We start from the raw sequence: 15196 nt of genomic DNA, 5'->3' as shown, positions 1-15196 counted from the left end.
TAGTAAAAATACAGGTTTCCAATATTACTAAATTATGTAAGTATCAAAAAATAAACTACTAAAATAGTTAGAAAAATTTTAAGATCAGTATAAAGTTGTAGACAAATTAAAATTATATGAAGAAATATAAATGAATATAAACTACAAGATATATTTAATTAAAAAATAAAACAGAAACTTAATGGCTGTTTTGATAAAAAATAGTTTTAGAAAACTAATTAGTTTGTATGACTTAATGAAATAAAAAAGACTATATACATATAGTATCCACTAATTTACAATTAGCATGTTATTATTATATCAGAATTACACCAGAAAACTATTTACGTAAAAATAATAAAACTATGATTACAAAAGAAGAAGCACAAAAAATAGCAAAATTAGCTAGATTAAAATTTGAAAAAGATATTGTAGAAAAATTTTCTACTCAGCTTAGTACTATTATGAATATGATCAATATTTTAAATGAAATAGATTGCAAAGATATAGAGCCTTTAACTTCAGTTTCGAATATGAATGCTAGAATGCGTGAGGATACCGTAACAAGTTCTGATTTATCAAACAAATTATTTGATAATGTCAGCGGGAATAGTGCTAGGCTTGCTAAAGAAGTAAAATATTTTATCACTCCAAAGGTTGTTGAATAATTATGACGGAACTAAACAAATTAACAGTAGCAGACAGTGTAAAAGGTCTAAAAAATAAAGATTTTACAAGTAAAGAATTAGTTAATGCACATATTAAACAAATAGAGAAATATAAAAACCTCAATGCCTATGTTACTGAAACCTTTGATTTAGCTTTAAAACAGGCGGAAGAAGCCGATCAAAACTATGCTCAAAATAAAGCAAGAACACTTGAAGGTATACCGTTTGCTGTTAAAGATCTTTTTTGTACTAAAGGAATTAGAACTACAGCATGTTCTAATATATTAAAAAATTTTATACCTCATTATGAATCAAGCGTTACAAAAAATATTTTTGATAAAGGCGGTGTGATGCTCGGCAAAACCAATATGGATGAATTTGCTATGGGCTCAACAAATATTACTAGTTGTTTCGGCAATGTAATTAGCCCTTGGAAAGCAAATGATGATAATAGTGATTTAGTTCCAGGCGGTTCTTCAGGTGGTTCAGCTGCAGCAGTTAGTGGTTTTATGGCTTCTGCTGCTCTTGGTAGCGATACTGGTGGTTCGGTACGTCAACCAGCAAGTTTTACAGGTTTAGTTGGATTTAAACCTACATATGGCCGTTGCTCAAGATACGGTATGGTATCATTTGCTAGTTCACTTGATCAAGCAGGGATATTCACTAGAAGCGTTTTAGATAGCAGTATTATGCTTGAAGCGATGATGGGTTTTGACGAAAAAGATTCTACTTCAATTAACGCAAAAGTTCCAGAACTACAATCCGCTATAGGAAGTTCTATGAAAAATATGAAAATAGGAGTACCTCTTAGTCTTGGTGAAGGTGGTATTATTGAACACGATATTATGAAAATGTGGCATGATACCATAGAGCTACTTAAAAACGCTGGTGCTGAAATAGTAGATATTACACTGCCACATGCTAAATATGGTGTTGCAGTTTATTACGTAATAGCACCAGCTGAAGCTGCTTCAAATTTATCTAGATACGATGGTGTGAGATATGGCCTTCGAGTAGAATATGAAAATATGACGCTTGATGAAATGTATGAAATGACAAGATCGGCCGGATTTGGAGAAGAAGTAAAACGCCGTATTATGCTTGGAACATATGTACTATCATCTAATTGTATGGATGCATATTATTTTAAAGCTCAAAAAGTACGTCGCTTAGTTGCAAACGACTTTAATAATGCTTTTACAAAAGTTAATGCTATTTTATTACCAACAGCCCCATCTGCAGCATTTAAGATCGGTGAAAAACAAAATGACCCAACTATTATGTATTTAAATGATTTATTTACTATTCCTGCAAGTTTAGCCGGTTTACCTTGTGTATCAGTTCCTGCCGGGTTATCAGCGCGAGGTTTACCTCTTGGGATGCAGATTATTGGAAAACAATTAGACGAATATAACGTTTTGAAAGTAGCGTCTACAATTGAGACAGGCGTAAAACATATTAAATTTGAACCAGCAGGGTTCTAATAAAATATAGTAATTGAGTTTTATTTTTACTAATGATATTAATTTTGGAATCAAGTATAGAAAAAAGCTTTCTGAGCTTGATTTCTGTAATATTTTTCAGTTAGAAATTATCTAAGTATATTGTTAACTGAGTATTTTTTATTGGTTTTAAATTATGGAATATATTGAAGGAAATACGGGGAAATGGGAATATGTAATAGGGCTTGAAATCCATGCTCAAATTTCCTCAAAAACTAAGCTTTTTTCAGGAAGTAGCACTCTTTTTGCAGCAAGTCCGAATTCACAAGTTTCCTATGTTGATGCAGCAATGCCTGGGATGTTACCTGTATTAAATAAACATTGTGTACATCAAGCAATTAAAACAGGACTTGCACTTAAAGCGAAAATAAATAAATATTCGGTATTTGATCGTAAAAATTATTTTTATGCAGATCTACCACAAGGCTACCAGATTTCACAATTTTATTATCCTATAGTACAAGATGGCATGATAGAAATACAAACTAGTACTGGTAATCTTAAGACTATTCGTATTAACCGTTTGCATTTAGAGCAAGATGCTGGTAAATCTATTCATGATCAATCACCATATTACAGCATGATCGATTTGAACCGTGCTGGTATCGGGCTTATGGAGATCGTAACTGAACCTGATATATCATCACCGGAAGAAGCAGCTGAATTTGTAAAAAAGCTAAGAAATTTGTTACGTTATATAGGCAGCTGTGACGGTGATATGGAAAAAGGCTCGTTACGTTGTGATGCTAATATTTCAGTAAGACGTAGCGGCGAGGCACTAGGTACAAGATGCGAAATTAAAAATATTAACTCCATCCGTAACATCATTAAAGCAATAGAATTTGAAGCTAAAAGACAAGTCGATTTACTTGAAAGCGGTGAAGCAATCATCCAAGAAACACGCTTATTTAATGTCGATAGTTGTGAAACAAAAACTATGCGTTTAAAAGAAGAAGCATTGGATTATAGATATTTTCCAGATCCAGATTTATTACCACTTGTTATTCATGATGAGTTAATAAATGAGCTAAAATCAAGTTTACCTGAATTACCTGATCAAAAGATTGAAAAATATACAAAGAAATTTGGTTTAAGCAAATATGATGCTGGAATAATAGTATCAGATGAATCTATTGCTGAGTATTTTGAGAAAGCAGCAAATGAATGTAACCCTAAAATGCTCACTAATTGGCTAATTACTGAGTTATTTGGACAATTAAACAAAGCATCAATAGGAATAAGTGAATGCAAAATTACTCCTAGTGACTTTGCAAAGTTAATAAAATTAATAGAAAATAATACTATTTCCGGTAAAATTGCAAAAACAGTCTTTGAAATTATGTTTGCAACCGGTAAAGCACCAGATAAAATAGTAGAGGAAAAAGGACTTGTACAAATTTCGGATAATAAAATACTAAACACAGTAATTGACGAGGTAATAGCTGAAAATTCTAAATCAGTAAAATGTTATAAAAGTGGTAAAGATAAATTATTCGGTTTTTTTGTAGGGCAGGTAATGAAAAAAACGAAATGTAAAGCTAATCCAACACTTGTCAACAAACTTTTAAAAGAGAAATTAGATTCTTGATGTTAATCCAGCACAAAAAATCAATACAAAGAAAATTGTATAATATTTAGTATATTTTTTGCTTAAGAAGTTTGATATCCACTTTGCGTGAAGAATTACATAAGTGCTATACAATTGAACAATACAGTGTAAGAGTGCATACACAAACTTAAAACATTATTTTTATGAAGTTTCTGAAAATATTTTTACTATCTTTCTTGTTAGTTTCTTGTGAAAAAAAAGAAACGGAAAAAACTTTAATAGTGGGTACTGCTGCAGATAATCCTCCTTATGAATTTATCCAGGATGGAGAAATAGTGGGGATTGATATTGATATTATCAAAGCAATAAGCCAACGTCTAAATAAAAAAATTATTATAAAAAACTTTGACTTTAACGGTTTACTTGCAGCGTTAATTAGTGAGAATATTGATGTTGCAATTGCAGCACTTTCCGTTACCCAAGAACGTTCAGAATATATTAGCTTTTCAGATAGTTATGCTAAGGCAAGATTTGCCATAATATATAGAACAGGCGAGAATATACAAAATAGCAAAGATCTATATAATAAAATAGTAGGAGTACAACTCGGTAGTGTTTTAGAAAAAAAAGCACAAGATCTATCACATACAATGAATATTAAAGTTCATGCTTTAGCAAATCATTTAATGTTAGTTGAAGAATTAAAAGCCAAGGTCATAGATGCTATTATTTCTGAGGAATTTCAAGGAAAAAAATTAAAAGAAAATAATTCAAATTTAGAAACCTCTACTTTAGAAGAATTTTCATCCGATTTTGCTATCGGTATGTCTAAACACTCAGGACTAATTAATGAAATTAATAGCACAATAAATTTATTAAAAAAAGATGGTACCATTAATAAAATTATGAAAAAATGGCTGGGACAATAACAGAGTGGCAATTTAAGGATGCTATGAGTCGGTTTCCTCAAGGTGTCACTATTATAACTGCAAATTGTAACAACAAACTTTTTGGCTTTACTGCTAGTTCTTTTACTTCCGTATCTTTAAAACCTTCGTTAATATTATTTTGCATGAATAAAAACTCTTGTAGTATCAATAGTTTTAAAAAAAGTGATAAGTTTGCAGTGAGTATTTTAGCAGAGAATCAAATTGATATCTCAAAACATTTTGCTAAATCACAACCTAATAAATTTACAAAAATTGATTATAAGCTTGGTCATAAAACTGATTGTCCTTTAATAAACGGTGCAACTTGCCATATAGAATGTAATAAATATGCTTCTTACAATGCAGGTGATCATATTATATTTATTGGCGAAGTAATAAATACCGCTATTAAAAATAATGTAAAGCCTTTATTATATTTTCATAAATCTTATACTAGACTTCATGTATAAGTGACACTCTAAAGGTAAGTAAAGAAGACAAATAAATGCTAAATATTGCAATGTATATAGATAATATGTGCAAATTAGAATTATAGTTTGACATACAAATATACCTTGAGAAGGTAATTTTATACACGAAGTCTAGTAGTTTAATTAGAACAATTGATATAAAGTATTATAAACGTTACTACAGTGCTTAGGTAGTTTCTACTATATAATACACCTTGCACTTTTACAAATGAAACTTCGTCTATACTATAATATGACAAATATGATAAATATCGGTCTTAGCGGTGCTACCGGCAAAATGGGTAAAACTATCATAGAAATAATAGATCAATTTAAAGATTGCCAAATTTCAGAAAAATTTAACAGTACTAATAACTTAAATGATTTAGATAATTTATGTAAAAATTCTGATGTCATTATAGATTTTTCTACACCTGAAGTATTAGAAAAATTAATTAATTATGCATTAAAACATAATACAAAATTAGTAATAGGGACAACAGGTCTAAAAAAACAACATTTTAAGCTTTTAGAAAAAGCAGCTAAAACTTTACCTATTTTATATTCTGCAAATATGAGTATAGGAGCTAATCTGCTTAACTATCTAGCTAAAGAAAGCACAAAAATACTTGATGATTACGATGTTGAAATTCTAGAAATGCATCATCGTAATAAAAAAGATGCACCCTCAGGAACTGCACTTATGCTTGCTTCAACAATTGCAGGCATCAAAGAATTAAATATAACATTTAATCGTGGTAATAGAATAAAAAGTAAAAAAGAAATAGGTATTTCTTCACTTCGTGGTGGGAATGTTCACGGTATACATGAAATATTTTTCCTAGATAACGATGAAATAATCACTTTAAAACATGAAGCTCTGAATAAAAATTCTTTTGCTGTTGGTGCAATTAAATCAGCTATTTGGCTACAAGATAAACCTTCTGCTTTATATTCAATGCAAGATATTTATAAAGTATAATTATAGCTTGAAAAAATAAACAAATGCCTTTAAGAGGCTATAATAGAGAGCTAACAATATTTAGCAGAAAAAGCTATTCATATTTTTTTAAAAATCTTATTTTATAGAAAAAAGAATTTAATTAGCTTGAAAATATCTTTACATATAGCATATAAACGACTATATTTTATTATGTAAATAACATAATCCTAAGGTTGCTTATGATCGATTATACAAAAACTTTAACTACTACCTCAAAAAACAAAACTTTTGATGAAGGCTTAAGAAGATACATGCTAAAAGTATATAATTATATGGCTTTAGCACTTTTATTAACCGGTGTAGCAGCTATCACTACTATATCAGTTGAGCCTATTTATCATTTAATGTTTCAAACAGGTTTCGGTACTATTATAATGTTTGCTCCGCTCGGTATTGCTTTATATTTCTTTATGGGCTTCGGACGAATGAATCTGCAAACAGCACAAATATTATTTTGGGTTTATGCCGGATTAACTGGTATGTCACTTTCATATTTAGCTCTGATTTATACCGGTACATCAATAGCTCGTACTTTCTTTATTTGCTCTTCAGTTTTTGGAGCAATGAGTTTATACGGTTATAGTACAAATAGAGATTTAACATCCATGGGTTCATTTTTTGCCATGGGTCTTATAGGTCTTATTATTGCTTCATTAGTCAACTTGTTTTTAAAAAGTTCATCTCTTTCTTTTGCTACTTCTCTTATTGGCATAGTAGTATTTATGGGATTAATTGCTTGGGACACGCAAAAGATTAAGTCTATGTATTACATAGCAGGCAATGATGCAGCAGGACAAAAACTTTCTATTATGGCAGCATTTACTTTATACTTAGATTTTATCAATCTTTTCCTAAATCTAATGAGATTTTTAGGCAATAGAAGAGATTAGTTAGTAACTTTCTGCAAAGTCATGAATTTATTACATGACTTTGTTTTTGGTCATATCATGATCAAATATATAGCATCCATTAATAAGTATTTTATTTTTATGTCTAAAGCAAAAACCAAACAGGAATTATTATTACAGCAAGAACTTTTTAATGTCCTAAAAACTCACGATATAGAAGCTCATGCCAAAATATCCAGAATATGTGAGAGGATTGCAGAATCTGTTATTGCACTTGCGGATCAACAATCTCATACTACTGAAAGCTCATATATAAACTATATTAATCAAGCCGCTTTAAATACTAAGGATTTAGCTAAAGTTACAACAACAATAAAAAATTTCTTCCCAGGAGATCACAACAAGAAATTAAGGGAAATAATCGATACACCTCTTTTACAGAATTTAGTTATAGCAGGATCAATTGAACGAAAGATTGGATTAAATGATACACTATATACCCCAGACTATAGAAAACTTGAAGAAATAATAGACCCTAATGACACAAAAAAAGTAATCGATGCCATGTTACGTGATAAGGGAGTAGCACAACAAGATGAGTTTGAGAAGAAAGGCAAAAAGACAACAGGAATATCAGCTGGTTATATTGCTAATGATAGTGCTGGTAACACTTTTATTTTAAAACACTTTTATAAAACTCATGCTGCGTGCGAAAAAATACAAGATCCTATTGAACAGAGCCACGCTATTGATGACCGAAGAGATGGAGTGCAAGAATTAATAGGCTCTACCATGTATCAATTTTTATTACATGATCGCGCACCAAAAGAAGGTTTGGTAAAAGCGGACGCACAACACCCTGATTCACTTTATGTACGTTCTAAATTTTTTGATAATGCTGTAACGCTAACAGAATTTTGTGGTTTATCAGGGCAAACTAGAGTTAGAGTTAATGATAAAAATTTAAAAAAGTTAGAAGGCTTTGAAAAAGCTATAGCTGCTTGTCATATGCTTGGGGACGGAGATTATCATGCTGGTAATTTAATGGTACAAAATGGCAAAACAATAACCAAAATTGATCATGGGCGCTCTTTTTTAGAATTTCATCAGGATTTTGGCAGCATGGTTCAATTAACGGCTGAAATGTTCACACATCCCAATGTTTGCTACAGTGATGCTATTAAAGCAGGTAATTTATCATTTAATATCGATAAGTATAGTGAAGCGTTAAATCAAATGATAAGTCAATTTGATGTACAACGTATGGAAGCAATAGTTGATCAAAAACTTGATGAACTAAAGAAAGCTGGATTTGACCCGGACAATATCCCATTATACATCAATATTAACAATTTTGATGATTTGAAACAATACTATAAAAGTAGTATAAAACAAAACTTTATTAATATGCAAGAAATAGCAAAAGGAGCTGAGATAGTAAAAAAATTCAGTAATGTTTTACCTGAATTTAAAAACGGTGGTTGGTTAGAGGCTTTTGCTAATTCACCTGTAAAAGAACCATTACTCTATGCAATAAAGAATAAAATTACAATTGAAGGTAAAGATGCTCAAGAGTGGGCGTATGAGAACAATTATCAAATTAAAACTGCTATAGGATTAACAAAAGAAGTAATCAAAGAACGACAATGGCGCAAAGATTTTGAAGGTAAATGGCAAGAAAAAGAAATTGAGGTTCAAAGAGATAAAGTAGAAGTGCAACTTTCTGATCCTTTAAAGTCAATGCGTATACAAGACAAATTTACAGCTAAAAAATTTGAATCGCTAATTATTAATTTTACAAAGCACACAACAACTAAAAATGTAACTGACGAAGAAGTAGAAAAATTCTATGATAATATAATGCAAGTGCTAAAAAAAGAGAATTATCTTAATGAGCAAGATATTGAAACTATAAAGCAAGATTTAAAATATCATGATAATATCGAAAATACAACACACCTATTAAATGCTAAAGATTTAAAATTAAATTCTAAAGATACTATATATTACAAGATAGGAAATTTTTGTGAAAAGATAGGTTTACGTAGTGTTGCAAATCATTTCATAAAAAAAATCGCTCCTGAAAATTTAAATAAAATTTATAATACAGAAAAAGTCATAGCAGAAAGTATAAAAATTGGTAATATACTAAAAGATAACAAACAAGAAGGACTCCAAACCAAAAGACTAGAAACTGTAAAAGGCATTGTAGTATCTCAATTACAAGCTAAGCAGGGAAAACAGCAACAAGGTAAGCATTATTGAGTGTAAGACTTAGAAAGTATTTAATACAATCATAGAGTTATTTTATAAACTTAATGTTTTCATTTTTAACTAGAAACGAAACACTATATATTTTGTACTGCGACCCAATGCTGTAATAAAGTGTCACTGTTTTAAGCAGTAATAAATATATTCGTATCAAGCGAATGGATGTGACACAATCAATTATCTCGCAATACACAACAATGCAATGCTGAAGTCACAACAAGTATTCCAAAATTGTACAGTTAACTACTTATAAACCCGTATTCTTTTTATGTATTTTTCTAGAAGTCGGTGATAGCATAATGCTTAGTTCTTTAAGAGCTTTCTCATCTACATAGCTTGGGGAATTCATAAGCAAATCTTCTGCTTGCTGATTTAAAGGAAATGCGATTATTTCTCTGATGTTTGTAGCTTCTGCAAGCAGCATAACGATTCTGTCTATTCCTGGAGCTATTCCACCATGTGGCGGAGCACCAAACTTAAAGGCTCTAATCATAGCACCAAATCTTTTATCCACTTCCTCTGCACTATAACCTGCTATTGAAAATGCTTTATACATAATTTCTGGCTTATGATTTCTAATAGCACCACTTGAAAGCTCAATACCATTACAAACAATATCATATTGGTATGCAGTGAGTGCTAATAACTCTTCAGTTGTTTTAGCTTGCTCTAAAGCATCAATTCCACCTTGTGGCATAGAAAATGGATTATGACTAAAATCAATTTTTCCTGTTTCCTCATTGAATTCATAGAATGGAAAATCAGTAATCCAACAGAATTTAAAGCAATCTTTTTCAAGTAAATTAAGCTCTTCGCCTAGTTTGATTCTAACCTTACCGCAAAGTTTTGCAGCTTTGTCTTTTTGATCACTAGCAAAAAATACAGCATCACCGTTACTTGTATTTGAAGTAGCTTTTAAAATTTCTAATTGTTGCTTTGTTAAAAATTTTGATAACGGCCCTTTTACTTCACCGGTTTCACTAAACTGAATATAGCTAAGACCTATTGCTCCTTCAGATATTGCAAACTCTATCATTTTATCAAAAAAACTACGCGGTAATGAAGCAGCTTTAGGTGCATGAATTGCACGAACTACGCTACCTTTTTTAATATTTTCCCTAAAGATTGTAAAATTAGAATCTCTAAATATCTCAGTTACATCAGAAATTATAATAGGATTACGTAAATCAGGCTTATCAGAGCCATATTTTAGCATAGATTCATTATATGGAATACGAACGAAAGGGGGCTTTGATACTATCTTATCTGTAAATTTAGTAAATAAATCATATAATACAGGTTCAATAGTATTAAATATATCTTCTTGTGTAACAAATGACATTTCTAAATCTAATTGATAAAACTCGCCAGGTGATCTATCGGCTCTTGCATCTTCATCACGGAAACAAGGAGCAATTTGAAAATAACGATCAAAGCCTGCAATCATCAAGAGTTGCTTAAATTGCTGAGGTGCTTGCGGTAATGCATAAAACTTACCAGGATGTATTCTACTAGGTACTAAGAAATCTCTAGCTCCTTCAGGAGAGCTAGAAGTTAGGATTGGAGTTTGAAATTCGGTAAAACCTCTTACTATCATTAAGTGACGAATATGAGAAATCACTTGTGAGCGGAGTATGATATTATTATGTAATTTCTCACGTCTAAGATCTAAAAAACGATGTTTAAGTCTAGACTCTTCTGGAGCTTCTTTTTCATTATTAATAACAAAAGGTAGAGGAGAAGAAGCTGATTCAACAATACACTCTACAGCTAGCACTTCAATATGACCTGTAAGAAGTTTATTATTAATCGTACCCTCTGATCTTGCTACAACTGTCCCACTTACCGTAATCACTGACTCATAACACAAATTACTTGCATAGTCCATCAGATGCTGATTTTGATCGGTAAACACGATTTGCGTTATACCATAATGATCACGTAAATCTATAAAAACTAGATTACCATGATCCCTTCTTCTATGTACCCAACCAGATAACTTAACTTCTTGTCCAACATTGGATAATTGTAATTCATTACAATTATGAGTTCTATATTTATGCATTTCCTATGTATATTTCTTTCATTTATACATATACATAAAATTATTAGCTTGTGCAAATAAAAACTCAAGTTTTACCTTGATATTGCAGCAGCTTTTGGCTTTGACTGAAATTGATGATTATTTTGTTGTTGAGGTTTAACCTGATTTAACTCATTTTGGAACCATTCATATATCGCTCCGGTAGGGTTCTTAATCACCTTAGAGATATTTTCCACTAAACTTATTATGCCCTTAACTAAAGATAATACATCTTTTGCTATCTCACCTATAGTACTATTACCTGCATGTAGTTTTTCTTGGTCTTGCTGAGATAAATTACTACGTATCCTATTCATTCTTGATTTAAGCTCATCTTGTTCTAGCTCGTCCTTTGTAAAATATAACTTAAGTTTTCTATCAACTTCTTTCTGCTTTTGTGGGGTTAAATTTTTATATTGATCAACAAGCTTATTAATTTTTTCTTGTTCTTCTGGTAATTTTGAAATATTTTCAGCAACATTTGACATTTGTTTCTCTTATAAAGTTTCAACAGATTAATTTCGCACGTTATATTATATATACTTTATAATTTTTTATACAAGAAAAACTTTAATAAAATTAATATTACTTAAAACTCAGCTTGAATATCTAAAAAAATTAAAAAATTTCGTAATTCTTGACGTGCAAGTACATGTGAACTATTAAGTGCTCTATCATATCTTGCAGTTTTTAGATCAAGTAATGTGAGCCCTTGTAAAAATAACTCCCTATATATTACACGTTCACTAAATCCTTCTGCGATTTTAAAATTAATTCGCTTAGCAAGTGCAACTAATACAGCTCCTACACGTCTTTTATTTAATGCATCAAGATTACTTAAACGATTACGTAGTATTATCCAATCGATGCTACCTCCATCACGGCTAGCACGTGCCATTTTCTGCTCCCAAATCATTTGACTATATATTGATGGACTGATAATTTCATCTTTGCTATCCACTTTTGCTATTACATCTAAATCTAGGAAACTATCATTAATTGGTGTAATAATTGTATCAGCGTAAGAATGAGCAACTTGTGATAAAGTAGTATAACTACCTGGGGTATCGATTACTATATAATCAGCATCCTTATTGTTTTTGAGTATCTGCTTGAAACTCTTTATTTGTTCCTCTACATCACTTTCAAAGATATGAAAATGTTTTGGTACTAATACAGTATTAGTAGGATTTTGTTGATTGTATAAATCTCGATTTTTTAAATAATTTGTTAAAGAACTTTGACGTGAATCGGCATCTATACTGATTACCGAATAATTTTGATAAAGCAATCCTATTATAAGATGCATAGAGCATGTAGTTTTACCTGCTCCACCTTTTTCATTACCTAACACAAATATATAAGGTTTATTTATTATATTCATAATTATATTCAAAAATGAAATCTACCATGTCACTTGACTATGATATCATGTCTTTATTACTTTTCAGTAGGTTTGCGTTGCACACAAAAATACATTAATTATATTCCTTGATGAATTTCTCAAGTAATCTCACGCCATACCCAACTGCACCCTTAGGACCAAGTGCTGAAGCATTATTACTATTTGCAACACCTGCTATATCTAAATGAGCCCAATCTACTCCATCTTTAATAAAACGTTTAATAAAATGTGCAGCAGTGCAGCTTCCAGCAGCACCAGGTACATTCCCAATATTTGCTATATCTGCTATATCTGAGTTAATCATTGCATCGTAATCATCATGAAGAGGCATTCTCCAAAGTTTTTCATTAACTTCTTCTCCTGCTTTTATTAACTTATCAGCTAATTCATCATTATTAGAAAAACAACCTGCATATGTGCTACCAAGTGCTACAGTTATTGCTCCTGTTAGAGTTGCAACGTCAATAACACATTTAGGATTAAATTTTTCTTGTACATACCAAACAGTATCAGCGAGTACTAAACGACCTTCAGCATCGGTATTTAAAACTTCAGCAGTTTGACCTGACATAGTAACTACAACATCACCAGGACGTTGTGCATTACCGGACTGCATGTTTTCAACAAGCCCTACAACACCAACTACATTAACAGTGGCTTTTTGACTAGCAAGAGCAATTATAGCACCTACGACTGCTGCAGAACCTGCCATATCATATCTCATTAAATGCATATTACTTGATGGTTTTAAGGAAATACCACCTGTATCAAAAATAACTCCTTTACCAACCAAAGCAATAGTCGAATCATCTCTACTACCTCCTTTATATTCCATAACCACTAACTTTGACTCATTTTGTGAACCTTGCCCAACTCCAAGTAATGCACCCATACCAAGATTTTTAATATCACGTTCACCGATAACATCAACATTTACTCCAAGCGGTTCAAGTATATCAACTATTCTTTCGGCATAGACTTGTGGAGTTTTAATATTTGATGGTTCATTACTTATATCTCTTGTAAAAAATACTGCCTCGGCAATTAATTTTTTGACTTCAAATAATTTTATTGCTTCTGAATTATTGTCGGTAAAAATTTCAATTGATTCTACTGCAAACTTTTCTACTTCTTTTAAGGTGGTTTTATATTTATGGAACCTATAAGAAGCAAGAAACGCACCACTAGCAATTAAAGATGTAAATGTTTGAGGTGTAAATCTATTTATTCTACTCATAATTTTCAAGCCAATAGTAGAAATTTTAGCACAAGTAGCATGTTGTAAAATTTTACCACCTAACTCTTCAATTTTCGCTTCAGTTAATTTTTCTGCATTTCCTAATCCTACTATTATTAAATATTTAACTTCACCAGATTTAATAACAGATGGAACAATTGTAATTTGTCCATAATTACCTCTAAATTGTAATTTATTCTGAATAGTTTTAGAAATTAATCCATAATGTTGTTGATCAAGTGCCATTAAACTAGTATCAAATTTTAATTGTTCATCGATAAAAACGATTAAACCTTGATTAGTAGATGATTCTTCATTCACAAAATTTATGTTAAGCATACCTAATTCCTTATATTACTTTTAAATTTTGATAATTTTATTTATATTGATCAAACTTTGCAAGTATTATAATCAACTTAAAATTAAATCTCATAAAATAGTATTGAATAATTACTTTATAAGTAACACTATTCCAATACATTGGATAACTTCACATTTAATTAAAGTAAAGTATGTAATGAAACAGCATGTGCGTTAAACCAATATATGAACGCAATTTATAATCGCATTACTAATAAGATATACTTAGCATTAACTAAGAGTTATTATCATATATCACTAACATTTGATGATAAAGCTTTGTAGCTAGTACAGTATTTGCGAAGATTGTTTCTAATATTGTATATCAGAAGATTAATCCAGAAATAGCAAAACTATTACACAACGTACCTTAAGAGGAATATAGATAGAAATATCTATACTATTATTTTGTACATACATCTATATAAAAATATTTAGCGAAAACTGCTAAATGATATTACTACTTTTTGCAATAAATTAGGTATAAGTAAATAATACAGAACTTTTAGTTTCACATTAGTCTTTAGATATTCTTTCTAAAACCTAAAAATATTGTTTGGAAACATGGAAAAGCTAGGACTACTACTCTTATAAAAAGAGAGATATTATTAACTTATTAATAAACTTATGTGGCGGCTTTACTTTATATTATCTCATAATAAGTACTAAAAACTTATATTAAATATTATTGAGCTAAAATTCAGATATTTAATCTCAAAATAATTGAAAAGCTATGAGATGAAGATTCTTTAACAAGATGAAAATGATAAATTGTCAAGTATCTTGATTAAGATACAAATATTTAACAGCACATAATTACTACAAAATAAGAAAAAAGCCTATAAAAAACTAAGTTTTTATAGGCTTTTTAGCTATAAAATGATTGTTTAGT

General features: G+C 30.4%; 12 protein-coding genes. 8 read left to right on the top strand and 4 right to left on the bottom strand.

What is annotated here, in order from left to right; all coding sequences use genetic code 11:
• Positions 1-344 precede the first annotated feature (344 nt).
• From gatC to RT_RS00690, 8 genes are all read left to right on the top strand, one after another.
• Positions 345-647 (top strand): Asp-tRNA(Asn)/Glu-tRNA(Gln) amidotransferase subunit GatC, encoded by a 303-nt coding sequence (gene gatC / locus RT_RS00725; RefSeq protein ID WP_011190614.1) that lies wholly within the window; start codon positions 345-347, stop codon positions 645-647.
• Between the two features lie 2 nt (positions 648-649).
• Positions 650-2131 (top strand): Asp-tRNA(Asn)/Glu-tRNA(Gln) amidotransferase subunit GatA, encoded by a 1482-nt coding sequence (gene gatA, locus RT_RS00720; protein ID WP_011190613.1) that lies wholly within the window; start codon positions 650-652, stop codon positions 2129-2131.
• Positions 2132-2285: 154 nt separating this feature from the next.
• Positions 2286-3737, top strand: a complete 1452-nt coding sequence (gene gatB, locus RT_RS00715) for an Asp-tRNA(Asn)/Glu-tRNA(Gln) amidotransferase subunit GatB (protein ID WP_011190612.1) — start codon at positions 2286-2288, stop codon at positions 3735-3737.
• Between the two features lie 164 nt (positions 3738-3901).
• Entirely contained in the window at positions 3902-4627 is a 726-nt protein-coding gene (locus RT_RS00710) for an ABC transporter substrate-binding protein (RefSeq protein ID WP_011190611.1), read from the top strand.
• The gene (locus tag RT_RS00705; RefSeq protein ID WP_011190610.1) at positions 4612-5097 is read left to right on the top strand and encodes a flavin reductase family protein; all 486 of its coding nucleotides are present in this window, start codon (positions 4612-4614) and stop codon (positions 5095-5097) included. The genes RT_RS00710 and RT_RS00705 overlap by 16 nt, the downstream gene beginning before the upstream one ends.
• A gap of 262 nt (positions 5098-5359) precedes the next feature.
• A complete protein-coding gene (dapB, locus tag RT_RS00700; RefSeq protein ID WP_011190609.1) occupies positions 5360-6079 on the top strand; it encodes a 4-hydroxy-tetrahydrodipicolinate reductase in 720 nt (239 codons plus the stop codon).
• A gap of 200 nt (positions 6080-6279) precedes the next feature.
• Positions 6280-6990, top strand: coding sequence for a Bax inhibitor-1/YccA family protein (locus RT_RS00695; protein ID WP_011190608.1), 711 nt, complete (start codon positions 6280-6282; stop codon positions 6988-6990).
• A 99-nt stretch (positions 6991-7089) separates the two neighbouring features.
• Positions 7090-9213 (top strand): T4SS effector phosphatidylinositol 3-Kinase RisK1, encoded by a 2124-nt coding sequence (locus RT_RS00690; protein WP_011190607.1) that lies wholly within the window; start codon positions 7090-7092, stop codon positions 9211-9213.
• Positions 9214-9466: 253 nt separating this feature from the next.
• Here the strand turns inward: RT_RS00690 and aspS are convergent, their stop codons facing one another.
• The 4 genes from aspS to RT_RS00670 all read right to left on the bottom strand — a co-directional run bounded on the left by aspS (position 9467) and on the right by RT_RS00670 (position 14283).
• On the bottom strand, positions 9467-11284 hold the full coding sequence (gene aspS / locus RT_RS00685) for an aspartate--tRNA ligase (protein ID WP_011190606.1): 1818 nt from the start codon (positions 11282-11284) through the stop codon (positions 9467-9469).
• Positions 11285-11355: 71 nt separating this feature from the next.
• On the bottom strand, positions 11356-11790 hold the full coding sequence (locus RT_RS00680) for a hypothetical protein (RefSeq protein ID WP_011190605.1): 435 nt from the start codon (positions 11788-11790) through the stop codon (positions 11356-11358).
• Between the two features lie 101 nt (positions 11791-11891).
• Positions 11892-12686: a division plane positioning ATPase MipZ gene (locus tag RT_RS00675; RefSeq protein WP_011190604.1), complete on the bottom strand. Its 795-nt coding sequence runs from the start codon at positions 12684-12686 to the stop codon at positions 11892-11894.
• 94 nt (positions 12687-12780) lie between these two features.
• Positions 12781-14283 carry a leucyl aminopeptidase gene (locus RT_RS00670; RefSeq protein ID WP_011190603.1) on the bottom strand — a complete coding sequence of 501 codons (1503 nt, stop codon included), beginning with the start codon at positions 14281-14283 and terminating at the stop codon, positions 12781-12783.
• Between the last annotated feature and the right edge of the window lie 913 nt (positions 14284-15196).

The sequence above is a fragment of the Rickettsia typhi str. Wilmington genome, from assembly GCF_000008045.1.
Taxonomy (GTDB): domain Bacteria; phylum Pseudomonadota; class Alphaproteobacteria; order Rickettsiales; family Rickettsiaceae; genus Rickettsia; species Rickettsia typhi.
The sequence above is the reverse complement of the archived record's forward strand: the minus strand, read 5'-3'. Positions and strand labels throughout refer to the sequence as shown.

Excerpts from the sequence above, each read along its gene's own strand:
- gatC (WP_011190614.1), top strand. The coding sequence starts at position 345 with ATGATTACAAAAGAAGAAGCACAAAAAATAGCAAAATTAGCTAGATTA.
- gatA (WP_011190613.1), top strand. The coding sequence starts at position 650 with ATGACGGAACTAAACAAATTAACAGTAGCAGACAGTGTAAAAGGTCTA.
- gatB (WP_011190612.1), top strand. The coding sequence starts at position 2,286 with ATGGAATATATTGAAGGAAATACGGGGAAATGGGAATATGTAATAGGG.
- RT_RS00710 (WP_011190611.1), top strand. The coding sequence starts at position 3,902 with ATGAAGTTTCTGAAAATATTTTTACTATCTTTCTTGTTAGTTTCTTGT.
- RT_RS00705 (WP_011190610.1), top strand. The coding sequence starts at position 4,612 with ATGGCTGGGACAATAACAGAGTGGCAATTTAAGGATGCTATGAGTCGG.
- dapB (WP_011190609.1), top strand. The coding sequence starts at position 5,360 with ATGATAAATATCGGTCTTAGCGGTGCTACCGGCAAAATGGGTAAAACT.
- RT_RS00695 (WP_011190608.1), top strand. The coding sequence starts at position 6,280 with ATGATCGATTATACAAAAACTTTAACTACTACCTCAAAAAACAAAACT.
- RT_RS00690 (WP_011190607.1), top strand. The coding sequence starts at position 7,090 with ATGTCTAAAGCAAAAACCAAACAGGAATTATTATTACAGCAAGAACTT.
- aspS (WP_011190606.1), bottom strand. The coding sequence starts at position 11,284 with ATGCATAAATATAGAACTCATAATTGTAATGAATTACAATTATCCAAT.
- RT_RS00680 (WP_011190605.1), bottom strand. The coding sequence starts at position 11,790 with ATGTCAAATGTTGCTGAAAATATTTCAAAATTACCAGAAGAACAAGAA.
- RT_RS00675 (WP_011190604.1), bottom strand. The coding sequence starts at position 12,686 with ATGAATATAATAAATAAACCTTATATATTTGTGTTAGGTAATGAAAAA.
- RT_RS00670 (WP_011190603.1), bottom strand. The coding sequence starts at position 14,283 with ATGCTTAACATAAATTTTGTGAATGAAGAATCATCTACTAATCAAGGT.